Annotated in this window: 11 protein-coding genes and 1 pseudogene; 9 read left to right on the top strand and 3 right to left on the bottom strand. The window is 72.0% G+C overall.

Annotated features, from left to right (window positions below; genetic code table 11):
- Position 1 precedes the first annotated feature (1 nt).
- Positions 2 to 1,045 carry a LacI family DNA-binding transcriptional regulator gene (locus ACIODU_RS16090; RefSeq protein ID WP_161307185.1) on the top strand — a complete coding sequence of 348 codons (1,044 nt, stop codon included), beginning with the start codon at positions 2 to 4 and terminating at the stop codon, positions 1,043 to 1,045.
- A gap of 112 nt (positions 1,046 to 1,157) precedes the next feature.
- Here ACIODU_RS16090 and ACIODU_RS16095 read toward each other — a convergent pair whose 3' ends face one another.
- Genes ACIODU_RS16095 through ACIODU_RS16105 form a run of 3 tightly spaced genes read right to left on the bottom strand, consistent with a single transcriptional unit; the run spans position 1,158 to position 3,813 of the window.
- Positions 1,158 to 1,916 (bottom strand): ABC transporter permease, encoded by a 759-nt coding sequence (locus tag ACIODU_RS16095; protein WP_356427745.1) that lies wholly within the window; start codon positions 1,914 to 1,916, stop codon positions 1,158 to 1,160.
- A gap of 21 nt (positions 1,917 to 1,937) precedes the next feature.
- On the bottom strand, positions 1,938 to 2,756 hold the full coding sequence (locus ACIODU_RS16100) for an ABC transporter permease (RefSeq protein WP_401767982.1): 819 nt from the start codon (positions 2,754 to 2,756) through the stop codon (positions 1,938 to 1,940).
- A gap of 10 nt (positions 2,757 to 2,766) precedes the next feature.
- Positions 2,767 to 3,813: an ABC transporter ATP-binding protein gene (locus tag ACIODU_RS16105; RefSeq protein ID WP_401767984.1), complete on the bottom strand. Its 1,047-nt coding sequence runs from the start codon at positions 3,811 to 3,813 to the stop codon at positions 2,767 to 2,769.
- A 605-nt stretch (positions 3,814 to 4,418) separates the two neighbouring features.
- Between ACIODU_RS16105 and ACIODU_RS16110 the strand changes: the two genes are divergently transcribed.
- The 8 genes and pseudogenes from ACIODU_RS16110 to ACIODU_RS16145 all read left to right on the top strand — a co-directional run bounded on the left by ACIODU_RS16110 (position 4,419) and on the right by ACIODU_RS16145 (position 24,411).
- The gene (locus tag ACIODU_RS16110; protein ID WP_401767986.1) at positions 4,419 to 5,768 is read left to right on the top strand and encodes an ABC transporter substrate-binding protein; all 1,350 of its coding nucleotides are present in this window, start codon (positions 4,419 to 4,421) and stop codon (positions 5,766 to 5,768) included.
- Positions 5,769 to 5,775: 7 nt separating this feature from the next.
- Entirely contained in the window at positions 5,776 to 6,732 is a 957-nt protein-coding gene (locus tag ACIODU_RS16115) for a sugar ABC transporter permease (RefSeq protein WP_356427734.1), read from the top strand.
- A gap of 15 nt (positions 6,733 to 6,747) precedes the next feature.
- Positions 6,748 to 7,695, top strand: coding sequence for a carbohydrate ABC transporter permease (locus tag ACIODU_RS16120; RefSeq protein ID WP_356427732.1), 948 nt, complete (start codon positions 6,748 to 6,750; stop codon positions 7,693 to 7,695).
- Between the two features lie 321 nt (positions 7,696 to 8,016).
- Entirely contained in the window at positions 8,017 to 9,621 is a 1,605-nt protein-coding gene (locus ACIODU_RS16125; protein WP_401767988.1) for a glycoside hydrolase family 13 protein, read from the top strand.
- Positions 9,622 to 9,909: 288 nt separating this feature from the next.
- Positions 9,910 to 11,770, top strand: a pseudogene (locus ACIODU_RS16130) (glycosyl hydrolase family 28-related protein); the annotation flags it as partial.
- Between the two features lie 178 nt (positions 11,771 to 11,948).
- Entirely contained in the window at positions 11,949 to 15,149 is a 3,201-nt protein-coding gene (locus tag ACIODU_RS16135; protein WP_401767990.1) for an amino acid adenylation domain-containing protein, read from the top strand.
- 276 nt (positions 15,150 to 15,425) lie between these two features.
- On the top strand, positions 15,426 to 21,083 hold the full coding sequence (locus tag ACIODU_RS16140; RefSeq protein ID WP_401767991.1) for an amino acid adenylation domain-containing protein: 5,658 nt from the start codon (positions 15,426 to 15,428) through the stop codon (positions 21,081 to 21,083).
- Positions 21,067 to 24,411: a condensation domain-containing protein gene (locus ACIODU_RS16145; protein WP_401767993.1), complete on the top strand. Its 3,345-nt coding sequence runs from the start codon at positions 21,067 to 21,069 to the stop codon at positions 24,409 to 24,411. The genes ACIODU_RS16140 and ACIODU_RS16145 overlap by 17 nt, the downstream gene beginning before the upstream one ends.
- Positions 24,412 to 24,447: the final 36 nt, after the last annotated feature.

Consider the following 24,447-nt stretch of genomic DNA (forward strand, 5'->3'; position numbering starts at 1 on the left):
TATGACGCGACGACTTGCTCAGGTTGCTAAGAAGGTTGGGGTCAGCGAGGCCACGGTCAGCCGGGTTCTCAACGGCAAACCAGGTGTCTCGCAGTCCACGCGCCAGTCCGTGCTCACCGCGCTGGACGTCCTCGGCTACGAGCGCCCCACCCAGCTGCGCGGCGAGCGCGCGCGGCTGGTCGGCCTGGTCCTGCCCGAGCTCCAGAACCCCATCTTCCCGGCGTTCGCCGAGGTGATCGGGGGTGCGCTGGCCCAGCAGGGGCTCACGCCCGTGCTCTGTACGCAGACCAAGGGCGGGGTCTCCGAGGCGGACTACGTCGAGCTGCTGCTCCAGCAGCAGGTGTCCGGCGTGGTCTTCGCCGGCGGGCTGTTCGCGCAGGCGGACGCCCCGCACGACCACTACCGGCAGCTCGCCGAGCGCAAGATCCCGGTGGTGCTGATCAACGCGCCGATCGAGAACCTCGACTTCCCCTGCATCTCCTGCGACGACGCCGTCGCCGTCGAACAGGCCTGGCGCCACCTCGCCTCGCTCGGCCACGAGCGCATCGGGCTGGTCCTCGGCCCCTCCGACCACGTGCCCTCCCGCCGCAAGCTGGCGGCCGCCCTCGCGACCGCCAAGGCCGCCAGGGCGAAGCTCCCCGACGAGTACATCGAGCGGTCCATGTTCTCCCTGGAGGGCGGCCAGGCGGCGACGTCACGCCTGCTGGACCGGGGTGTCACCGGCATCATCTGCGCGAGCGACCCGCTGGCCCTCGGGGCGGTACGGGCCGCGCGCCGGCGCGGCCTCGACGTGCCCCGCGAGGTGTCGGTCGTCGGCTTCGACGACTCCGCCTTCATGAACTGCACCGAGCCGCCGCTGACCACGGTCCGCCAGCCCATCGAGGCCATGGGCCGGGCCGCGGTGGAGATGCTGACCGCGCAGATCCAGGGCGGCGCCGTGCCGCCGGGGGAGCTGCTGTTCGAGCCGGAGCTGGTGGTACGGGGCTCCACGGCGCAGGCCCCGAGGGCGACGGTACGGGCCGAGGCGGCGGCGGCCCGCGGCTGAGCGGCGCCCCCCCGGCCGCCGGCCAGGCCGACAACGCTGTCAACGGCGACATCTTTGTCGAACTCTTTCGTAACGCACGTGAAATATTGCGTGCACCGGCCCCGCCCGCCCCTCAGGTGCGCAAGATGCCCTCCAGCCGGCGCGCGGCCACGGCCAGGCCGAGGCCGCCGAGCGCGAGCAGATAGAGGGCGGGCAGGATCAGCCCCGTACCGGCCTCGCCGAGGAACGGGCCGCGCAGCAGCTCGATGCTCTGGTAGAGCGGCAGGCACTCCACCACGATCTGCAACGGGCGCGGATAGACCCCCAGCGGGTAGAACGTCGTCGCGAAGAGGAACATCGGCAGCATCGCCAGCTGGATGAACTGGAAGTCCTGCCAGTCGCGCAGGAACGTCACCACGGCCAGGCCGACCGCCGCGAAGGCGAAGCCGATCAGCAGGGCGCCCGGGACCACCAGGAGCGCCCAGGGGCTGTGGGCGAGGCCGAAGGCCGTGACGACGGCGAGGAACCCGACCGTCACCAGGGTGCCCCGCAGCAGCGCCCACGCGACCTCGCCGAGCGCGACGTCCCGTACCGTCATCGGCGTCGTCAGGATCGACTCGTACGTACGGTCCGTCTTCAGCTTGCCGAACATGTTGAAGGTCGTCTCGTTCATCGCGCCGTTCATGGCGGCGGTGGCGAGCAGCGCGGGGGCGACGAACTCGGCGTAGCCGACGGACGGGTCGGGCAGGCCGGGGATGTGGCCGACCAGCTGTCCGATGCCGACGCCGAACGACAGCAGGTAGAGCACCGGTTCGAAGACCTCGGCGAGCAGCAGCAGCCAGGTGTGCCGGTAGATCATGAGATTGCGTTCGACCATGGTCGCGGCCGGCATGGCGGTCCGCCTTTCTTCGCGTCAGGTGTGGAGCCGGCGGTGGTAGCGGCGCCGGGCCAGCAGGACGCCCGCCGCCGTCAGCGCGGCCAGCACCCCGGTGTGCAGCGCGGTGCCGCCCGGTGTGGCGGTGCCGAGCGCGAGTGCGCGGCACAGCTCCACGCCGTGCCACAGGGGGGAGAGGTACGCCAACGGCTCCAGCCGGTCGGGCAGTTGGGAGAGCGGGAAGAACGCCCCCGAGAACATGTAGAGCGGCATGATGACGAAGCGGAACAGGGCCATCAGCCTGGCCTGCCGGTCGACCGTCACCGCCCAGGCCGCGATGGGCGCCGCGAAGGCGAACCCGGCCAGGACGGCCGCCGGGACCACGGCGGGGGCCCGGGCGGGGTCGACCGCGCCGAAGACGGTGGCGACGGCCGTGAACAGGGCCGCGCCGACCGTCAGCCGGACGAGGATGTAGAGCAGGTGCCCGTACAGGATGTCGGCGGGCCGCAGCGGGGTGGCCGCCGCCGCGCGGTAGTGGCCGCCGGGCCTGACCGACTCGTGGACGGGGCCGGCGGAGTCGACGAAGGCGTTCTGCATGCTCGCGGCGGCGAGGAGGCCCGGGGTGAGGAAGGCCAGGTAGGAGCCGCCGTGCAGGGCCGGATCGGCGTGGTCGCCGACCAACTGGCCGAGTCCGACGCCGATTCCGGTCAGGAACAGCAGGGGATTGGCCACGCTGATCACGACCGTGCCGCGCCAGGTGCGGCGCCAGAGGTGCAGCCAGTAGGACAGTTCCCGCAGGGCGGGGTGGTGGCGAACGCCCTTGGGCGCGGCCGCCGTTGTGGATACGGGGACGGACATGGACACCCCCCTAGTCGACCAGGCTGCGGCCGGTGAGCGTCAGGAAGACGTCCTCCAGGCTCGCCCGGCGGACGAGTGCGGTGACGGGAGTGATCCCGCGGGCGTGGACGGCGGCCAGGGTGGCCTCGCCGTCGTCCGTATGGAGCAGCAGCCGGTCCGGCAACTCCTCGGCGCGGTCGACCAGTTCGCGGGCCTTGTCCACCTGGACCCGGTGCTCGCCGCGTTCGAAGCGCAGCTCCAGGACCTCACGGGTGACGTACCGCTCGATCAGCGCGGCGGGGGAGCCCTCGGCGACGATCCGGCCGCCGTCCATGACCACCAGCCGGTCGCACAGCTGCTCCGCCTCGTCCATGTAATGGGTCGTCAGGATGAGGGTGACGCCGTTCTGCTTGAGCTGGAACAGCCGCTCCCAGAGCAGGTGCCTGGCCTGGGGGTCGAGCCCGGTGGTCGGTTCGTCCAGCAGGACGATCTCCGGTTCGTTGATCAGGGCGCGGGCGATGGTCAGCCGCCGCCGCATGCCGCCGGACAGCGCCTCCACCCGCTCGTCGGCCTTCTCGGTGAGCCGGGCGAACTCCAGCAGCTCGGCGGCGCGTTCACGGATCACCTTGCGGGGCAGCCCGAAGTAGCGGCCGTAGATGAGCAGGTTCTCCCGTACGGTCAGCTCCGAGTCCACGCTGTCGTCCTGCGGTACGACACCGAGCCGGGAGCGGATGTGCGGGCCGTCCGTGGCGGTGTCGCGCCCGAGGACCCGCAGGCTGCCGCCGGAGGCCGGGGAGACGCAGGCGATCATGCGCATCGTGGAGGACTTGCCCGCCCCGTTGGCGCCGAGCAGGCCGAACGCCTCGCCCCGGCGGACCTCGAAGTCGATCCCGTCCACAGCGGTGAACTCGCCCCGGTCGCCCTTGGCCCGGTAGGCCTTGCGCAGGGCGCGCGCCTCCACCAGCGGCCCGCCCGTACGGCCGCCGGGGTCGCCCCGGCCGTTCCTGTCGCCCCGGCCGTTCCCGGCGTTCACGTCGTTCTTGTCGTTCACGTCGTTCCGCTTGTCCGGTTCTGTCATGTGACCCCCCTCGCTGACAGCAACTTTTCACGTGGATGACGCAAAAGCCAGACATTTGACGGGCTCCCCTGGGAACCTCGCCCGAGCGCGAGGGACTTCGTCTACGCCGATCAGTCGGCGCCGGTCTAGCCGCGCTGCGTCGTTCTCCGTACGGCTGCCTGCCGGGACTCCGGCCCACCGCGGCACCCCGGGGCAAGCGGCTTGCGGGATCTGCGTAAAAATTACGTCGGGCTCTCGCAGGATCCGCAAGAAATGTGAGTCCGCACACGCGGTGCGGGATGGCCGAAATCCTTTTCCAGGGAGGTGCGTTGGGGCTGGGAAGGCAGGTGGGAGCAGGGCTTCTCCGGTCGGTACGGGTCACCCCGTGGCCTCGCCGGGCCGCCCCGGGGGGTGGTCGGTGGCCCGGCGCGGGTCCATGAGGCGTGCGGTCCGAAAGCGTGGGGTAGGGACCTCGCGGTGAGGTCGGCGCATGCAGGCAGCTGTCAAGTATTTGCGAAATCGGAGCGACATATTGCGGACATCCGTAGTTAGTGGTTGAGTGAGCGCCGCCACACAGCGATGCGGCTGTTGGTTTGCCACGCTCCTGCCCAAGAGGGGTCCCACCGATGAGAAGTTCCGGGTTCCGCCGTACCTGTACCACCGCGATAGCCACCGCGCTCGCCCTCACGGGCCTGGCCGCCTGCGGCTCGGGCGACGACAGCGCCGCGGACGGCAAGACACGTATCACCGTGAACTGCATGCCGCCCAAGAGCGCCAAGATCGACCGGAAGAGCTTCGAGGACGACATCGCGGCGTTCGAGAAGGCGAATCCGGACATCGACGTGGTCGGCCGTGACGCGTTCCCCTGCCAGGACCCCAAGACGTTCGACGCCAAGCTCGCCGGCGGCCAGATGGAGGACGTGTTCTACACGTACTTCACCGACGCCAAGCACGTCGTCGACATCAACCAGGCCGCGGACATCACGTCGTACGTGAAGGACATGAAGGGCTACAGCGACATCCAGCAGTCGCTGCGCGACGTCTACAGCGTGGACGGCAAGGTCTACGGTGTCCCGCGCACCAACTACTCGATGGGGCTCCTGTACAACAAGAAGCTCTTCACGGAGGCGGGACTCGACCCCAACACGCCGCCGGCCACCTGGGAAGAGGTCCGCGCGGCCGCCAAGAAGATCGCGGCGCTCGGCAAGGGCTACGTCGGGTACGCCGACTACAGCGCCCAGAACCAGGGCGGCTGGCACTTCACCGCCGAGATCTACTCCCAGGGCGGTGACGTGGTCACCCCGGACGGCAAGAAGGGCGCCGTCGACACCCCCGAGGGCAAGGCCGTGCTCCAGACCCTCAAGGACATGCGCTGGACCGACAACTCGATGGGGACCAAGCAGCTGCTGATCCTCAACGACGTCCAGCAGATGATGGGCTCCGGCAAGCTCGGCATGTACATCTCCGCCCCGGACAACATCCCGATCCTGGTCAAGGAGAAGGGCGGCAAGTACGAGGACCTCGCGCTCGCCCCCATGCCCGGTGGCAAGGGCACGCTCGCGGGCGGCGACGGCTACATGTTCAACAAGAAGGACACCCCGGCCCAGATCAAGGCCGGCCTGAAGTGGCTGGAGTTCCAGACGAACGCCCCCGGCTCCGGGCTCAACAACTGGAAGCGCGCGTCGGAGAACAAGGCCCCGGTCGGCCTGCCCGAGCCGCGGCTGTGGACCGGCGCCACGGACAGCAAGGACCAGGCGCTCAAGAAGCAGTACGCCAACGTCCCGGTGGAGAACTACCAGCCCTTCCTCGACGGCAGCCAGGCGCTGACCCTCAAGCTGGAGCCGCCGCAGGCGCAGCAGATCTACTCCGTCCTCGACGGGGCGGTGTCCGCGGTCCTCACCAAGAAGGACGCGAACATCGACAACCTGCTGAAGGATGCCCAGTCCAAGATCGACGGAATTCTGGCGCGAGGCTGACGTTCCGATGAAGACTGCCCAGGTCCCCCAGCGGTCCGCCGCCGCGCCGCCTCCCACCCAGGGGCCGCGGCCGGCGGGCCGCGGGGCCCCCAGCCCCTTCCGCCGCAAGCTGTCCCACCAGGCACGTGCCTACGGGTTCCTGCTCGGCGGGCTCCTCTGCTTCGCGCTGTTCTCCTGGTACCCGGCGATCCGCGCGGTGATCATCGCGTTCCAGAAGTACACCCCCGGATCCGCGCCGGAGTGGGTGGGGACCGACAACTTCACCCAGGTCTTCCAGGACCCGGAGTTCGGTGCGGCCTGGCGCAACACCCTGATGTTCACGCTGATCGCCCTGCTGATCGGCTTCGCCGTGCCGTTCGTGATGGCGCTCGTCCTCAACGAGCTGCGGCACGCGAAGTCGTTCTTCCGGGTTGTCGTCTACCTCCCGGTGATGATCCCGCCGGTGGTCAGCGCCCTGCTCTGGAAGTGGTTCTACGATCCGGGGGCGGGCCTCGCCAACGAGGTGCTCAGCTCGCTGCACCTGCCGACGTCGAACTGGTCCAACGGCGCCGACACCGCCCTGATCTCGCTGGTGATCGTCGCCACCTGGGCCAACCTGGGCGGCACGGTCCTCATCTACCTCGCGGCGCTCCAGGGCATCCCCGGGGAGCTGTACGAGGCGGCGGAGCTGGACGGCGCGAACATCTTCCAGCGGATCCGGCACGTGACGGTCCCGCAGACCCGCTTCATCATCCTGATGCTGATGCTCCTCCAGATCATCGCCACGATGCAGGTGTTCACCGAGCCCTTCGTGATCACCGGGGGCGGTCCCGAGAACTCCACCGTCACGATCCTCTACCTGATCTACAAGTACGCCTTCCTCTACAACAACTTCGGCGGCGCCTGCGCGCTGAGCGTGATGCTGCTGGTCGTGCTCGGCCTGTTCTCCGCCCTCTACCTGCGGCTCACCCGCACCGACGACTGAGAGGAGCGCAGCGCCATGACCCAGATCGCGCCGCCTCCCCGGGAGGTGTCTCCCGACGACCTCGCGGCCGGGAAACGCTCCGCGAGCCCCGCGGTACGTACCCTCGTGTCCCCGCTCGCCCTCGCGAGCGCCAAGGGCAGGGCGGTCTACTGGACCGTCTTCACCGGGGTCGTCCTCGCCTTCGTCCTCGCCTTCCTGTTCCCCGTGTACTGGATGGTCACGGGGGCCATGAAGTCGCCGGACGAACTCGTCCAGACACCGCCGACGCTGATCCCGAAGACCGTGAGCCTCACCGCGTACACCGATTCGTGGGAGCTGATGGACCTCCCCACGCATCTGTGGAACACGGTGGTGCAGGCCTCCGGTGCCTGGATCCTCCAGCTCGTCTTCTGCACGGCCGCGGCCTATGCCCTGTCCAAGCTGAAGCCCGCGTTCGGGAAGGTCATCCTGGGCGGCATCCTGGCCACCCTGATGGTGCCGGCCCAGGCCCTGGTCGTACCGAAGTACCTGACGGTCGCCGACCTGCCGCTCATCCACACCAGCCTGCTCAACGACCCGCTGGGCATCTGGCTGCCGGCCGTCGCCAACGCCTTCAACCTCTATCTGCTCAAGCGGTTCTTCGACCAGATCCCGCGTGACGTGCTGGAGGCGGCCGAGATCGACGGGGCGGGGAAGCTCCGGACGCTCTGGTCGATCCTGCTGCCGATGTCCAGGCCGGTCCTCGGCGTGGTGTCGATCTTCGCGCTGGTCGCGGTCTGGCAGGACTTCCTCTGGCCGCTGATGGTCTTCTCGGACACCGACAAGCAGCCCATCAGCGTGGCGCTCGTCCAGCTGTCGCAGAACATCTCCCTGTCGGTGCTGATCGCCGCCATGGTGATCGCCAGTATCCCGATGGTGCTGATGTTCCTCGTGTTCCAGCGCCACATCATCGCCGGCATCAGCGCCGGCAGTACGAAGGGCTGACCCGGCCAGGATCGGTCCCGCACCGCGTCACCCCGTCCGTCCCACCCCCCTCATCTCACTCTGCCGAAGCCTTCGCACCGTGAGGCAGCTCTCCCCTGCCTCGTCGTCCCTCCGTGCACCTGGCGGTCCCCGGTGTCCCGCACCACCGGGGACAGGCTCCAGGGTCCGGCCGCCCCGGCCGGGCCGACGATCCTGCGCACCGCCGCGCCGATTCAGTCCCCGCTGCGGCGCGGCGGTGCGCAGCTCCCCACGCTCCACCCTCGTCTCGTCACGGAAGGCACCGCCGTGAGGGCCAACGCACCAGCCCGAAAGGAACATCGCATGGAAGGCAGCCCTCTGGAGCCCGCCGCCCCGAACTGGTGGCGGGACGCCGCCATCTACCAGATCTACGTACGGAGCTTCGCCGACGGTGACGGAGACGGCACCGGGGATCTCGCGGGAGTGCGGGCCAGGCTGCCGTATCTGGTGGACCTGGGTGTCGAAGCGCTGTGGTTCACCCCGTGGTACCTGTCGCCGCTCGCGGACGGCGGCTACGACGTGGCGGACTACCGCACCATCGACCCGGCGTTCGGCACCCTGGCCGAGGCCGAGAAGCTCATCGCCGAGGCACGTGAGCTGGGCATCCGTACGATCATCGACGTCGTGCCCAACCATGTCTCGGACCGGCACGCCTGGTTCAGGGCGGCGGTGGCCGCCGGGTCGGGCAGCCCCGAGCGCGAGCTGTTCCACTTCAAGGCCGGGCGCGGCGAGAACGGTGAGATCCCGCCCAACGACTGGGTGTCCGAGTTCGGCGGCACCCCCTGGACCCGCCTGGACGACGGCGAGTGGTACCTCCACCTCTTCGCCACCGAGCAGCCCGACCTCAACTGGGCGCACCCGGCGGTGCGCCGGGAGCACGAGGACGTGCTGCGCTTCTGGTTCGAGCGGGGGGTCGCGGGCGTACGGATCGACTCGGCGGCCCTGCTCGCCAAGGACCCGGCGCTGCCCGACTTCGGGGAGGGCGACCCGCACCCGTTCGTGGACCGCGACGAACTCCACGACATCTACCGCTCGTGGCGGGCCATCGCGGACGAGTACGACGCGATCTTCGTCGGCGAGGTGTGGCTGCCGGACACCGAGCGCTTCGTGCGCTACCTGCGCCCCGACGAGCTGCACACGGCCTTCAACTTCAAGTTCCTGGCCTGTCCGTGGGACCCGGCGCTGCTGCGGGCCGCGATCGACGAGACGCTCGCCGAACACGCCCCGGTCGGGGCGCCCGCGACCTGGGTGCTCTGCAACCACGACGTGACCCGCACGGTCACCCGGTACGGTCGCGAGGCCACCGGCTTCGACTTCGCGGCCAAGGCCTTCGGCACGCCGACGGACCTGGAGCTGGGCACCCGCAGGGCGCGCGCCGCCGCGCTGCTGTCGCTGGCCCTGCCCGGCGCCGTCTACCTCTACCAGGGCGAGGAGCTGGGCCTGCCCGAGGCGGACATCCCGCTCGACCGCATCCAGGACCCGATGCACTTCCGCTCCGGCGGCAAGGACCCGGGGCGGGACGGGTGCCGCGTACCGCTGCCGTGGGTCGCGGACGAGCCGTACGCCGGATTCGGCTCGGAGGCCGAGCCGTGGCTGCCGCAGCCCGCGTCCTGGGCGTCGTACGCGGCCGATCTCCAGGCGGCCGATCCCGCCTCGATGCTGAACCTCTACCGCACGGCGCTGCGGCTGCGGCGGACCGAGCCCGGCTTCGGCGACGGTCCGGTGAACTGGCTGGACGCGGCGCCCGGTGTGCTGTCCTTCGCGAGAGCCGACGGCCTGATCTGCGTCCTCAACCTCGGCGCGGAGCCCGCCGACCTGCCGGACCACTCGGCCGTCCTGCTGACCAGCGACCCGCTGGGCACCGGCGGGCGCCTCCCGCGGGACACGGCGGCCTGGCTGCGGGCCTGATCCCGCGGCCCGCCCCGTACGACCACTCGCCGCTCCGCCCCGTCCCACGGCGCGGAGCGGCGAGCGGAGGCCTAGGGCGTGTCCGCGAAGTGGGGTCTGGCTCGCGGCGTCTGGCACGCGCGCTCGCGGCGTTGTCGGACCCACCCCGTACGTCCGGTACGGGGTGGGTCGTCCGCCTTGCGATCGCACGCACCAGACGCCGCGAGCCCCGCCCTCCGGGCGGACGACCCCACTTCGCGGACACCCCCTAGGCTCCACCCCCCCCACAGAAAGGTGCAGGATCCGCACATGCACGCACATGTCAGGTACATGACCACAACACTGTCCACAGCGGTGGCGGTCGCCGCGACGGGGCTCGTCCTCGTCGCCCCCACGGCGACGGCCGCCCCACCCGTGAAGGCCGGCGCGTCAGTGGCGGCTCCCGCGGTGGCCGCCGCCGGCGCGAGTCTCCCCTTCCGGTCCGTGGAGGCCGAGAGCGCCACCACCAACGGTACGAAGATCGGCCCCGACTACACGCAGGGTTCCCTCGCCTCCGAGGCGTCGGGCCGCCAGGCGGTACGGCTGAACGCGGGCCAGAGCGTCGAGTTCACCCTCCCGGCCGCCGCCAACGCCCTCAACGTCGCCTACAGCGTCCCGGACGGGCAGTCCGGCACACTCGCGGTGTACGTCAACGGGCAGAGCGTCAACAAGTCGCTCCCGGTCACGTCGAAGTACTCGTACATCGACACCCCCTGGATCGCCGGGGCCAGGACGCACCACTTCTTCGACAACACCCGTCTGCTGCTGGGCCAGAACCTCGCCGCCGGGGCCAAGGTCAAGCTGGTCCCGAGCGTCCAGACCACCGTGGACGTCGCCGACTTCGAACAGGTCGCGGGCGCGTCCGCCGCGCCGGCCGGGTCCGTCTCCGTGGTCTCCCAGGGCGCGGACCCCAGCGGCGCGGGCGACTCCACCCAGGCCTTCCGCAACGCGATCAACGCGGCGCGCGGCGGCACCGTCTGGGTCCCGCCGGGGACCTACCGGCTGACGCAGTCGCTCAGCGGGGTGGACAACGTCCAGATCAAGGGCGCGGGCAGCTGGCACTCGGTGATCCGCACCTCGCGCTTCATCGACCAGTCCAACGCCCCCACCGGGCGGGTGCAGTTGCGGGACTTCGCCGTCCTCGGCGAGGTCACCGAGCGCGTCGACAACAACCCCGACAACTTCGTCAACGGCTCGCTCGGCCCCAACTCGGTGGTCGCCGGGGTGTGGATCCAGCACCTCAAGGTCGGCTTCTGGCTGATGGGGAACAACAACAACCTGGTGGTCGAGAACAACCGCATCCTCGACACGACCGCCGACGGCCTCAACCTCAACGGCGGGGCCAACGGCGTCCAGGTGCGCAACAACTTCCTGCGCAACCAGGGCGACGACTCCCTCGCCATGTGGTCGCTCAACTCGACGAACGCGTCGAGCACGTTCGCCAACAACACCATCTCGCAGCCGAACCTGGCCAACGGGGTGGCGATCTACGGCGGCCGTGACATCACCGTCAGCAACAACCAGATCCAGGACACCAACGCCCTGGGCAGCGGGATAGCGATCTCCAACCAGAAGTTCGCCGACCCCTTCTTCCCGCTGGCCGGCACGATCACCGTCTCGGGCAACACTCTGGTACGGACCGGTGCGCTGAACCCCAACTGGGGCCACCCGCACGGGGCGTTGCGGGTCGACGCGTACGACAGCGCCATCGACGCGACGGTCAACATCAACAACACCACATTCGACAACAGCCCGTACAGCGCGTTCCAGTTCGTCTCAGGGGGCGGGACGGGCAAGGTCGTCAGGAACGTGAACATCAACGGCGCCACCATCACCAAGGTGGGCACCGTGGCGGTCCAGGCGGAGACCGCGGGCAGTGCGCGGCTCAGCAACGTCAGGGCCACCGGTGTCGGGGCGGCCGGGATCTACAACTGCCCCTACCCGGGCGGCACTTTCGCGCTGACCGACGGCGGGGGCAACTCCGGCTGGAACACGGTCTGGCAGGGCTGCTCCTGGCCCGCGCGCACGCCCTGATCCCACGCTCCCACCCCGCCTGATCCGGCGCGGCTTCCCGCCGCCGGCCTGGACAGCCGCCCCCGGCGTCACTCCTGTGACGCCGGGGGCGGCTGTCCGCGTCCAGGGCCCGGGACCGTCCTGTCGTGTCCCCCAAATCACCGCAGAACATGAAGAGTTGGGGGCCGTCGGAGTAGTTCACGGTTTGTCTTGACGGCCTGCATTTTGCTGTGCCAATCTCTGCACAGGTCTGGACCATTGCGGCCCGCAACACGCGGCAGAAGTGAGCAGCGACGATGCCTGAACAGAACGTTGCCCCTCTTTTTTCTCCGGCCGGCCCGGCTCAGTACGGCGTCTGGCTGACCGAGCGCCTGGAGCTGGCGGGCCGTTGTTACCACCTGCCGGTGCGTACGGTCTTCGACCGGATCGACCCGGACGCCCTGGCCCGGGCCTGGGAGGACACGGTCGGCCGTCATCCGGCCCTGGCGTGCGCGCTGGTGGAGCGGGACGGCCGGCTCGGCTCCGTGCCCGCGCCCTCGCGGCCGTCCCTGGTCGTGGCCGACGTGAGCACCGACACCACGGCCGAGTACGCGGAGCGGGTCGAGGCGGAGATCGCGCGCCCCTTCCGGCTGGACACGGGCCCGCTGATCCGGGCCACCCTCTACCAACACGCCGACGGCGGAGCGGAGTTGCTGACCGTCGCCCACCACGCGGTCTTCGACGGCACGTCGAAGGACGTCCTGCTCACCGATCTGGCGGACGCGTACACCGCACGGCTGCGGGGCGCCACGCCCGTACGCCCGGCCGCCGCGCCGGCACCGCCGTCCGCCGCGCCCCCGGAGTCGGCCGTACGGGAAGCCGCCGAGTGGTACGGCGAGGACGCGGCGGCCGGCCTGGCCGACGCGCCGGTCCTGCTGCCCGGCGTCCGGCCCGCCGCCCAGGTCTCCCCGCGGGCCGCCGGGGCGGGGGAGTGCGTCGAGCGGTGGCTCGAAGGGGCCGCGCACGACGACCTGCGCGCGGCGGCCGACAAAGCCGGGGTGACCGTCTTCGAACTGCTGCTCGCCGCCGTCCACGCGCTGCTGCTGCGGTACGGCAACGAGGGCGCCGCCGTCGGAGTGTCCCTCTCCACCCGCACCCCCGAACAGCGGGACGCCGTCGGCCTGTTCGTCAACGAACTCCCCGTCCCCGCACCGGCCGTGGACCCCGGCACCACCGGACTGGCCGACCTCGCCTCGGCGCTGCGCAAGGACCTCCGTACGCTCTACCGCTTCCGCGCGGTCCCGTACGGAGCCGTGGCGCGCGGACTCGGCCCGCGCGTGGGCCTCACGCCGGTCACCTTCAGCTACCGAAGATCCGGCGCGGACCCGCACTTCGAGGGCGCGCGGACCCGGGTCGACCGGGCCGTCTTCCACCGCGCCGCACGCTCCCCGCTCCACCTCCAGATCGTGGAGGAACCGGCGCGCACGCTGATCGCGTTCCAGTACGACCCCGCCGTGGTGGCCCCGGACACCGCAGAACGCATCGCGGGACACTTCACCACCCTGCTCGACGCCGCGCTCACCACGCCGGACCGCCCGCTCGCCCACCTGCCCCTGCTGGCCGGGGACGAACTGCGCCTCCTCACCGAGACCTGGCAGACGCCGGGACCCGGACCGGACGCCCGGCTCCCGGAGGGCTTCGCGGGCGCCCCGACCGTGGTGGACCTGATGGAGCGCCAGGCCGAGCTCACGCCGGACGCCGTGGCCGTCACCGCCACGGACGCGACGCTCGACTTCCGTACCCTGCAAGCCCGTTCGGCCTCCCTGGCGGCCGCACTGCGCGCACGCGGGATCGGCCCCGGGCACCTGGTCGCCGTCCATCTGGACCGTACCTCCGCCCTCCCCGTCGCCCTGTTCGCCGTCCTGCTCACCGGCGCGGCCTACCTGCCGCTGGACCCCGGCTATCCCGCCGAGCGGCTCGCGTTCATCGCCGCCGACTCCGGTGCCTCCCTGCTGCTCGCGGACCGGCCACCCGCCCCCGAACTGGCCGCCACCACACCGGTGTTGCTGCTGGACGACCTCGCACTCCCGGTCGCGCACCGCGCGGCGGTGACGTGGGAGCCGGAGGCCCGGGCCGTGTCGACGGACACCGCGTACGTCCTCTACACCTCGGGCTCCACGGGCCGTCCCAAGGGCGTGGCGGTCGGCCACCGGGCCCTCGTCAACCTCCTCGGCTCGTTCGCGGGGCTGCTGGGGTCGGGGCCCGGACACGTCTGGCTCGGCCTGACCTCGCTCTCCTTCGACATCTCGGCGCTGGAACTGTTCCTGCCGCTGGTCACGGGCGGGCGGCTGGTGCTCGCCCGGGACGGCCTGGCGACCGACGGACCGGGCCTGCTCCGGCTGATCCGCGAGGAGAAGGTCACCCACGTCCAGGCCACTCCCACCGGGTGGCAGGTGCTGCTGGCGGCGGAGCCGGGCACGGCGGGACGCGCGGATCACACGGGTCCCGCCGGTCTCGCCGGGCTCACCGCCCTGGCCGGCGGCGAGCCGCTGTCCCTGCCGCTGGCGCGCGAACTCCGTTCCCTGGTGGGCCGGTTGTTCAACGTCTACGGCCCGACCGAGACGACGATCTGGTCGACCCGCGCGGAGATCCCCGCGGAACCGGTCCGGGTCGGGATCGGCCGCCCGATCGCCCACACCCGCGCCCATGTGGTCGACCGGCACCTGCGGCTCGTCCCGGTCGGACAGGCCGGGGAGCTGCTGCTCGGCGGGGACGGTCTCGCCTTCGGCTACCTCGGCCGGCCCGGGCTGACGGCGGAGCGCTTCGTGCCCGACCCGTACGGGCCGCCCGGGTCGCGCCTCTACCGCACCGGTGACCTGGCCGTCCGTACCGCCGACGGCGAACTGGAGTGCCTGGGCCGCGTCGACCAGCAGGTCAAGATCCGGGGCCACCGGATCGAGCTGGGCGAGATCGAGGCGGTCCTGCTGGAGCACCCGGTGGTCGCGCGGGCGGCGGTCGTCCTGCACGAGGGCGGCGCCGACGGTCCCGTACTGGTCGCGTACGTGGTGCCGGCCGGGGGCGCCCCGGACGCCGACGCGCTGCGCGCGCACCTGCGGCGCACCCTGCCGTCGGTGATGTGCCCGCAGCGGTACGTCATGCTGGAGGAGCTGCCGACCACCCCCAACGGCAAGCTGGACCGGCGCGCACTGTCGGTACGGGAAGTGGTCCCCCTCACCCCTTCCGCCGCCGCTGTGGCCGCCGCCGCGCCCGCCGCCGTCCCGGCCGCTTCCGCCGGGGACGGGCTCGTCCCGGCCCTGTGCGCGATCTGGTGCGAGGTGCTGGACCTGCCGGCCGTCGACCCCGAGGACGACCTCTTCGATCTGGGCGGCCACTCGCTGACGATCATCCGCATCGCCGCGCGCATCCGTGAATCCCTCGGTGTGGAAGTGGACTTCGACGTCTTCTTCGACACCCCGACGGTGGCGGGGATCGCCCAAGTGGTGAGCGCGTCGCGCTGATCGCGCGGCCCCTTCCCGGCGTCACCCCGGACTCCCGCCCGCCGAACCATGGGGGCCATGTCCGACCTTTTTCGACTGCCACCCCCCGTCGACCATCACCCCGCTCGACCCCACCCCCGCTCGACCCTCACCCCCGTTCGACCCCCGCGCCCCACCGCGTCCCCTGTGTCCACCGCGTCCCCTGTGCCCCACCGCAGGGCCGACGGCATCGCCCCCTGGCCCGCCGCCCCCCCGGCGCCGCCCAGCACCGGCGATCTTGACCTGAACAGGACGACGATGACAGAAACACGCCCCCCGACCACGGAGTGGTCGGAGGCCAAGCGCTCCCTGCTGGCTCAGCGCCTGCGCGGCGGCCGGGGCCGAGGCCGGGGCCGTACGGTCGACCGCAGACCCGAGGGCACCGCGCCGCCGCTGTCCAGCAGCCAGGAACGCCTCTGGTTCATGGAGCAGTTCACCCCCGGATCCACCGCCTACACCCTCGCCCCGGCCCGCCGCATCCGGGGCCCGTACGACCGGATCGCGCTCGACGCCGCGCTCACCGATCTGGTCGCCCGGCACGAAGTGCTCCGTACGGTCTTCCCCGCGACGGAGGACGGCACCGCCCACGCGGTGGTGGCCGAACCGGCCCCGTTCGGCGCGGAGTTCCTCGACGTGAGCCAGGAGCCCGATCCGGAGGCGCGCGAGGCCCGGGCCGCCGAGGCGGTCGAGCACCTGCTCGCCCGGCCCTTCGTGCTGGCGGAAGGCCCGCTGCTGAGGGTCCTGCTCGTCAGGATCGGCGAGCACGACCACGTCCTCGCGCTCGTCATGCACCACATCGTCTGCGACGGCTGGTCCATCGACCTCCTCCAGCGGGAGTTGGACGCGCTCCACGCCCACCACACCGACGGCACCCCGCACGGACTGGCCGAACCCCAGCTCCAGTACGGCGACTACGCGGCCTGGCAGCGCGGCCGGCTCGCCGACGGCACCCTCACCGCGTCCCGCGACCACTGGCGGGCCGAACTCGACGGGGTGCCCGCGCTGGAGCTGCCGGTCGACCGGCCGCGCCCGCCGACCTTCACCTTCGAGGGCGCGGCGCACGAGTTCCGCTGGGACCGCGCCCTGTCCGAGCGGATCACCGAGGTCGCGGCGGCGTACGGCGCGTCCCGCTACATGGTGCTCATGGCCGCGTACCAGACCCTGCTGTCCCGGCACAGCGGCCAGGGGGACTTCGCGGTCGGCTCGCCCGTGGCGGGCCGGCTGCACAGTGAACTGGAGCCGCTGGTCGGCATCTTCGTCAACATGCTGCCGATCAGGGCCAGGATCACCCCGGACCTGACGTTCGCGCGCCTGCTCGGGCAGGTACGGGAACGGACCCTGGACGCGTACGCGCACCAGGAGGTGCCGTTCGAGCAGATCGTCGGCGACCTCGCGGTGGAGCGTGACGTCAGCCGCGCCGCCGTCTTCCAGGCCACCCTGGCCTTCCAGAACTACGGCGAGTCCGCCGTCGGGGCCACGGCCGGGGCGCCGCGCGCGGAGGGGTTCGGCTACCGCGCCACCACCACCCACCACGACCTCGCGCTGTATCTGCGGGACGAGGCGGACGGCGGGGTGTACGGCCTGTTCACCTACCGTACCGACCTGTTCGAGGAGACGACGGTCGAGCGGCTGGCCGAGCGCTTCGAGGTGCTGCTGACCGCCGCCCTCGCCGACCCGGGGCGCCCGCTCGGAGCCCTGCCGTTGCTGGCCGACGGCGAGCGGGCCCGGCTGGCGGCGTGGTCCGCCGGACCGCCCCTCACCGCCCAAACTCCGCCTACGCTCTCCGAGTTGCTTTCCCGGGCGGCGGCGGAGACCCCCGGGGCCGTGGCGCTCACGGACGGCCGGGGCAGCCTCTCGTACGGAGAACTGGAACGCCGGGCGACCGGCCTCGGACACCGGCTCCGCGCGCTCGGCGTGGGCCCCGGCGCGGTGGTCGCCCTCTGCCTGGAGCAGTCCCCGGAGCTGGCCGTCGCCATGCTCGGCGTCCTCAAGGCCGGCGCCGCGTATCTGCCGCTCGACCCGGAACAGCCCACCGCCCGGGTCGAGTTCCTGCTCGCGGACGCCGCGGTGTCGGTGCTGGTCACCGACTCCGACCTGGCCGCGAAGGCACCCGGATTCCGGGGGAGGGTGCTCCACCTGGACCCGGCGGCGGAGACCACCGCCGGTGCCGATCCACTGCCCCAGTCAGCGGGTCCCGATGACCTGGCGTACGTCATCTACACCTCGGGCTCCACCGGAACCCCCAAGGGGGTGGCCGTCCAGCACCGGCAGATCCTCAACTACCTTGTGGGCGCGCGGGATCGGCTGCGCGTCGAGGACCACGCGTCGTACGGGCTGCTCCAGTCGCTCGCCTTCGACTTCAGCATCACCCTGCTCTACCTCGGCCTGTCCACCGGCGGCCGGGTGCACCTGCTGCCCCGCCGCATCTCGGGCGCCGAACTCGCCGACCGTATCGAGGAGTCGGGCATCGACTACCTCAAGATGACCCCCTCCCACCTGGCCGCCCTGACGGCCGACGCACCCGCTGAGCGCCTTCTGCCGCGCAAGGCGCTGGTGCTGGGCGGCGAGGCGTCCTCGGCGGCCTGGGCGAGCGGCCTCGCCGCACTCGGCCGGTGTGCGGTGTTCAACCACTACGGACCCACCGAGACCACTGTCGGTGTCACCGTCCACGAGGTCACCCCGGACGGACCGCACCACGGTTCCACCCCGATCGGCCGGCCGCTCGCCGGGGCGCGGACCTATGTCCTCGACGCGGCGCTGCGGCCCGTACCCCCCGGGGTCACCGGCGAACTGCACGTCGGCGGTGACCGGTTGGCCCGGGGCTACCTCGGCCGCCCCGACCTCACGGCCGACCGGTTCGTGCCGGACCCGTTCACCGGCGAGCCCGGCGCGCGGATGTACCGTACGGGCGACCTCGTGCGCCAACGGGCCGACGGCGAGCTGGAGTTCCTCGGCCGCGCCGACCACCAGATCAAGGTACGCGGCTACCGCGTCGAGCCCGGCGAGATCGAGGCCGCCCTCAGCGCCGTGGACGGCGTCGGACAGGCGGTCGTCGTCGCCCGGGGCGAGGGCGTGAGACAACAGCTGGTCGGCTACCTGGAACGGGCGGGCGACAGCGAACCGCCCGCCCCCGCCGACCTGCGCACCCGCCTGCTCGACCTCCTGCCGGACTACATGATCCCGGCGCGGTACGTCGTCCTCGACCGGCTCCCGCTGCTCGCGCACGGCAAGGTCGACCGCGCCGCGCTGCCCGCCCCCGAGGACAACAGCCCCAGTGCGGGGGAGCACGTCCCGCCCGAGGGCGAGACGGAAGAGCTGATCGCGTCCCTCTGGGCCGACCTGCTCGGCGTGGAGCGGATCGGCGCGCTGGACGACTTCTTCGTCCTCGGCGGGCACTCCCTCATGGCCACCCAGGTGGTCGCCCGGCTGCGCCGCGCCCTGCCCGAACAGGCCGCCGGGCTGGGGGTGATGGACCTCTTCCAGCACGCGACCGTACGGGCGCTGGCCGCCCTGCTCACCTCCTCCGAGGAGGACCGGGGCCCCCGCAGACTGCTGCACCGGCTGACCCCGCCCCGTACCCGCACCACTGGCAGTGTGGTCTGCGCGCCCTACGGCGGTGGCAGCGCGCTCATCTACAAACCGCTCGCGGACGCGCTGCCGGCGGACTGGGCGCTGCACTCGCTCGCCGTTCCCGGACACGAACTGGGCGAGGAGGCACGGCCGTTCGACCAGGTGGCCGCCGAGACGGCGCAGGAGATCCTGGACGGCGTCGAGGGCCGGATCGTCCTCTACGGCCACTGCGGGCTCGGCGTCATGCTGATCGTCGAGGTCGCGCGGCGGCTGGAGGCGGCGGGCCGCGAGGTGGACGCCGTCCATCTCGGCGGCATCTTCCCCTTCGCCCGTCCGGAGAGCCGGGGCGCCGCGCTCGCGGAACGCTTCTCGGCGTTCGTGGACCGGCTGCGCAGCGACCAGGACATGGTCAACGCCCTGACGGCGGCGGGCCTCGACACCGACGACTTCAGCGCCGAGCAGCTGCGGCTGATCGTCCACAACCGGCGTACGGGCACGAAGGAGGCCGAGCGCTACTTCGGGGAGCTGTTCCGCACCGAGGGCGGCCGGCTGCGGGCGCCGGTCATCGCGCTGGCGGGCGACCGTGACCCGGCGACCGAGTTCTACCAGGAGCGCTACCGCGAGTGGCACCGCCTCACCGACACCGCCGCCGTGGTGGTGCTGGACGAGGCGGGGCACTTCTTCCTCAAGTACCGCGCGGAGGAACTGGCCGTGATCCTCACCGAGGTGGCCCCGGCCGTCGCGGAGGGCGCGGACCGGCGCCATGCCCGTACCCCCGGGGCCACGTGGTGGCTGGAGGGGGTGTCGCGGGAGGGAGGCACGGATCCGGTTCCGGTCGGTGAGGCTGCTGAGACCAGTGGGGCCGCCGAGACCGGTGAAGCCGCTGAGATCGGTGGGGCGCACACAGCGGGTCCGGCCCGGGAGGATCGTACGACCGTACGTCCCAGCCTCGGCCGCTTCCTGGCCGTCGCCACCGGCCAGCAGGTCTCGATGATCGGCTCGGCCCTGACCGAGTTCGCGCTCCCCATCTGGATCTACCTCAGGACCGGCTCCCTCGCCAGCTTCGGCCTGCTCGCCGCCTGCGCCCTCGTCCCCGGCATCCTCGCCGCCCCCCTGGCGGGCGCCGTCGTCGACCGCAGCGACCGCCGCAAGGTCATGCTCGCCGGCGACCTCGCTGCCGGTGCCACCCAGGCCGGGCTGCTCGTCCTCTACCTCACCGACAGCCTCCAGGTCTGGCACGCCTACGCCCTGATCGGCCTGCTCTCCCTCGCCCTCGTCTTCCAGCGCTTCGCCTGGGGCTCGTCGGTGCCCCAACTCGTCCCCAAGCGTTTCCTCGGCCGCGCCAACGGCGTAACCCAAATGGCCCTGGGCTTCGCCCAGTTCCTCGTCCCGCTGTTCGCCGTCGGGCTGCTCGCCGGAATCGGACTCGGCGGCATCCTCGTCCTCGACGTCGTCAGCTACACCGCCGCCGTCGCGATCACTCTCGCCGTACGGTTCCCCAAGGCCATGGCCGCCGTGCGCAGGGAGAGTGTGCTGGAAGAGATCAAGGGCGGGTTCCGGCGGGCGCTCGGCAGCCGCCACTTCCGCGCGATGCTGCTGTTCTTCGCCGCCCTCAACATCTTCCTGTCCCCGCTCTTCCTCCTCACCACCCCGCTGGTGCTCTCCTTCGCCGACCTGGCGGCCACCGGCTGGGTCGCGGTCGCGGCAGGGGCGGGCGCGGTGGTCGGCGGGCTCACCCTGCTCATCTGGGGCGGCCCCCGGCACCACCGGCTGCGCGGGGTCCTCTACGCCACGGCGGGCCTGGCGGTCGCCTGCGTCCTCACCGGGCTGCGGCCCTCGCTGCCGCTGGTCGCCCTCGGGGCGTTCGGGATGACGCTCGGCCTGGCGCTGCTCAACGGCACGTACGCGACGATCATCCAGACCAAGGTGCCGCTGCGCTTCCACGGGCGGATCATCGCCGTCAACACCATGGTCGCCTGGTCCACTCTTCCGGTCGGTTTCGCCGTGATCGCCCCGCTGGCGCCCGGACTGCTCCAGCCGCTGATGGAGGAGCACGGCGCGCTCGCCGGCACCGTCGGCCAGGTCATCGGGACCGGCGAGGGCCGGGGGATCGGTCTGCTCTATCTGCTCTTCGGCCTCGCGATGGCCCTGCTCGCGGTGGTCTGCCTGCGGATCCCCGTGCTGGCCCGGTTCGACCGCGAGGTGCCCGACGCGGTCTCCGACGACCTGGTCGGCCTGGAGACCCTGCAAGCCCGTACGACCCCGCAATCGAGTACGACCCCGCAAGCCCGGACGACCCCGCAAGCCCGTACGAAGGACAAGGTGGCCCATGACAGCGGCCGTTGACCCGACGCCGACGCCGACGCCGTTCCGGGCGCCGACACCACCCCATCCCCCACGTCCCGCAATCGACTATCCGCTGACGGTGGATCAGCGCCGCCTGTGGTTCCTGCAACAGCTCGACCCCACTGACACCGGCTACCACCTGTATCTCGTACGGCGCTGGCGCGGCCCGCTCGACGTCCGCGCCCTGCGCACTGCCCTGGACGCCCTCACGGCCCGGCACGAGATCCTCCGTACCCGGTTCGTGGTGGTCGGCGACGGGCCCCGGCAGGTGGTCGACCCGCCCGCCCCCGTCCTGCTCGTCCGCCACGACGTGTCCCCGGCCGGGGACGACGACGTCGAGCGGGCCCTGACCGGGGCGGTGGCGCCGTACGTCAACACGCCCTTCGACCTCGCCGCCGGACCGCCGCTGCGCGCCGTGCTGGTCCGCGCGGGGGAACACGAACACACGCTGTGCCTCGTCCTGCACCACATCGCGGGCGACGGGTGGTCGGCCGGGGTGCTCTGGCACGAACTGCTGACGCTGTACGGGGCCGCCCTGACGGACTCCGTACCCCAACTGCCCGTCCTCGCCATCCAGTACGGGGACCACGCGCGTGCCGAGGAGTCGCGGCTCGGCCCCGACGAGCGGGAGCAGGCGTACGTCCACTGGCGGGACCGGCTGGCGGGCGCCGAACCGCTGCGGCTGCCGCTGGACCGTCCCCGCCCGGCGGATCCGCGGCGGCCCGCCGGATTCGCGGACCTCGCGCTCGGCCCCGAACTGACCGACGCCGTGGATCAGTTGGCCCGGCAGGAGCGCTGCACCCCCTTCATGGTGCTGCTCGCCGCCTACCAGAGTGTGCTGGGCCGCTGGTGCGGCCAGGACGACTTCACGGTCGGTACGCCGCTCGCGGGCCGGCCCGACGTGGCGCACGAGGCGCTGATCGGCTACTTCACCCGGACCGCCGTGATCCGCGCGGACCTGCGGGGGGACGCGGGCCGTGGCCCGGACTTCCGTACGGTGCTGCGGCGCGTCCGGTCCGCGACCATGGGCGCGCTCGCCCACCAGGACGTACCGCTGGAGCGGCTGGCCGCGGACCTGGGCGAACCGCCCGGCGGCCTGCCGTTCCGAACGCTGTTCGTGCTCCAGAGCCAGCACGAGACGGGGGGAGGCGCCGCCGAACCCGAACTCCCCCCTGGCGTCACCTTGTTGTCCCTGGACTCGGGCTTCGACCGGGCCAAGGCCGATCTGCTGCTGGACACCTGGCGGACGGAGACCGGGCTGACCTGCTCCTTCTCGTACGACGAGGAGCTGTTCGACCGGTCGACGGTCGAGACCCTGGCCCGGCGCTACCGCACCCTGCTGACCCGGGCCACCGCCGATCCGCTGCTCCCCGTGCACGGCGACTGGCTGCTCGACGCGGCGGAGCGGGCCGCCGTGCTCGCGCGCGGCACCGGGCCCCGGCTGGACCCCGGGCGCCGTACGGTACCGGCCCGCTTCGCCGAACAGGTCGCCCTGCGGCCCGACGCGCCCGCGCTGGCGCTCGGCGAGGACACGCTCTCGTACGCCGAACTGGACCGCCGCTCCTCGCTGTTGGCCGCGCGGATCGGGCCGCTGGAGGGTGGGGTCGCGGCGGTACGGACCCCTCCGTCCTATGCGCTGGTGATCGCGCTGCTTGCTGTGTGGAAGGCGGGCGGCGGCTACCTGCCGCTGGACGAGGCGTATCCGCCGGAGCGGCTGCGGCAGTTGGTCGCGGACGGGGGAGCGCGGCTGCTGATCACGGCGGGGGAGGGGCCTGACCTGGGGATACCGGCGCTGGTTGTGCCCGATGAGTGGCCGGACGGACCTGCGGCTCGTGCGACGAGTGGGTGGCCCGGGGTCGGGGCGACCGATCCGGCGTACGTGCTGTTCACCTCGGGGTCCACGGGGCGGCCCAAGGGGGTGGTGGTCGAACAGGGGGCGCTCGCCGACCGGGTGGAGTGGATGACGGGGATGTTGGCTACGGGGGCGGCGGCGATCGGGGCGGCGGCGACTGGGGCGGCGCCGATCGGGACGGCCGACGGGGAGGGATCCCGGGAGGGGTACGGCCTCCGGCCCGGCGACCGGATTGTCCAGTTCGCCTCCATCGGGTTCGACACCCACGCCGAGGAGATCTGGCCCGCCCTGGCGTCCGGCGCCTGCTGTGTCCTGCTGCCCGGCGGCTCCCGTACGCTCCCCGACGTCCTGCGCGCGGAGGACGGGGCGGGGGTCACGGTCCTCGATCTGCCGACCGCGTACTGGCACGAACTGGTGCTGATGGAGGACGAGTTCACCTGGCCGGCGGATCTGCGGCTGGTGGTGCTGGGGGGCTCGGCCGTGGACGGCACCGTTCTGGCGCGGTGGCACGCGCGGCACGGCGGGCGGGTCCGGCTGGTGAACACGTACGGTCCGACGGAGGCGACGGTGATCGCCACGAGCGCGGACCTGTCGGTGCCGTCGGACGGTGTGGTCGCCCGGCCGCCGATCGGGCGGCCGCTGGCCGGGGTGCGGTGCTATGTGCTGGACCAACGGCTCGGGCTGGTGCCCGACGGCACCGAGGGCGAACTCTTCCTAGGCGGACACGGGTTGGCCCGTGGATACGCCGGTCGGCCGGACCTGACGGCGGAGCGCTTCCTGCCGGACCCGTTCGTGGCGGACGGCGGCCGGATGTACCGCACGGGCGACCGGGTGCGCCGACTGCCGGACGGGGAGCTGGAGTTCCTGGGCCGGACGGACGGGCAGGTGAAGCTTCGCGGCTACCGGATCGAACCGGGCGAGGTGGAGCACGCGCTGACGAGCCACCCGGGGGTGGCGCAGGCGGTGGTGGTCGTGCGGGAGGGCAGGCTGCTGGGCTATGTGGTCCCGTTGCCGGCCGCGACGCGGCCACAGGTGCCCGAACTCCTGGCTCACGTAGGGGGCGTGCTCCCGACCTACATGGTGCCGAGCGCACTGGTGGTCCTCGACCGGCTCCCTCTGACGGTGAACGGCAAGCCGGACGTCTCGGCGCTCCCGCTGCCGGGACCGTCCGCGGCGGCCCCCGCGTACGTCGCACCCCGCACGGACGCGGAGGCGCTCGTCGCGGAGCTGTGGGAGGAGGTGCTGGGGATCGAGCGGGTGGGCGCCCTGGACGACTTCTTCTCCCTGGGCGGCGACTCGCTGCGGGTGACGCGGGTGGCGGCGAGGATCCGCACGGTGGCGGGCCTGGAGATCAGCATCCGGGATGTCTTCGACCACCGGGTGCTGTCCGATCTGGCGGCGCGGGTGGAGGAGTTGTTGATCGCGGAGATCGACGCGATGTCGGAGGGGGAGGCGGTGGAGGGGTTGTCGCCGTGAGGCGACGGCGGTGTGTGTCCTTTTTCGTGTTGGCCC

Source organism: Streptomyces sp. NPDC088261 (assembly GCF_044740805.1).
Classification (GTDB): Bacteria; Actinomycetota; Actinomycetes; order Streptomycetales; family Streptomycetaceae; genus Streptomyces.

Bases quoted from the DNA above. Each gene is read 5' to 3' on its own strand.
- ACIODU_RS16135 (WP_401767990.1), top strand. From the start codon at position 11,949: ATGCCTGAACAGAACGTTGCCCCTCTTTTTTCTCCGGCCGGCCCGGCT.
- ACIODU_RS16110 (WP_401767986.1), top strand. From the start codon at position 4,419: ATGAGAAGTTCCGGGTTCCGCCGTACCTGTACCACCGCGATAGCCACC.
- ACIODU_RS16105 (WP_401767984.1), bottom strand. From the start codon at position 3,813: ATGACAGAACCGGACAAGCGGAACGACGTGAACGACAAGAACGACGTG.
- ACIODU_RS16120 (WP_356427732.1), top strand. From the start codon at position 6,748: ATGACCCAGATCGCGCCGCCTCCCCGGGAGGTGTCTCCCGACGACCTC.
- ACIODU_RS16125 (WP_401767988.1), top strand. From the start codon at position 8,017: ATGGAAGGCAGCCCTCTGGAGCCCGCCGCCCCGAACTGGTGGCGGGAC.
- ACIODU_RS16095 (WP_356427745.1), bottom strand. From the start codon at position 1,916: ATGCCGGCCGCGACCATGGTCGAACGCAATCTCATGATCTACCGGCAC.
- ACIODU_RS16090 (WP_161307185.1), top strand. From the start codon at position 2: ATGACGCGACGACTTGCTCAGGTTGCTAAGAAGGTTGGGGTCAGCGAG.
- ACIODU_RS16100 (WP_401767982.1), bottom strand. From the start codon at position 2,756: ATGTCCGTCCCCGTATCCACAACGGCGGCCGCGCCCAAGGGCGTTCGC.
- ACIODU_RS16145 (WP_401767993.1), top strand. From the start codon at position 21,067: ATGACAGCGGCCGTTGACCCGACGCCGACGCCGACGCCGTTCCGGGCG.
- ACIODU_RS16115 (WP_356427734.1), top strand. From the start codon at position 5,776: ATGAAGACTGCCCAGGTCCCCCAGCGGTCCGCCGCCGCGCCGCCTCCC.
- ACIODU_RS16140 (WP_401767991.1), top strand. From the start codon at position 15,426: ATGACAGAAACACGCCCCCCGACCACGGAGTGGTCGGAGGCCAAGCGC.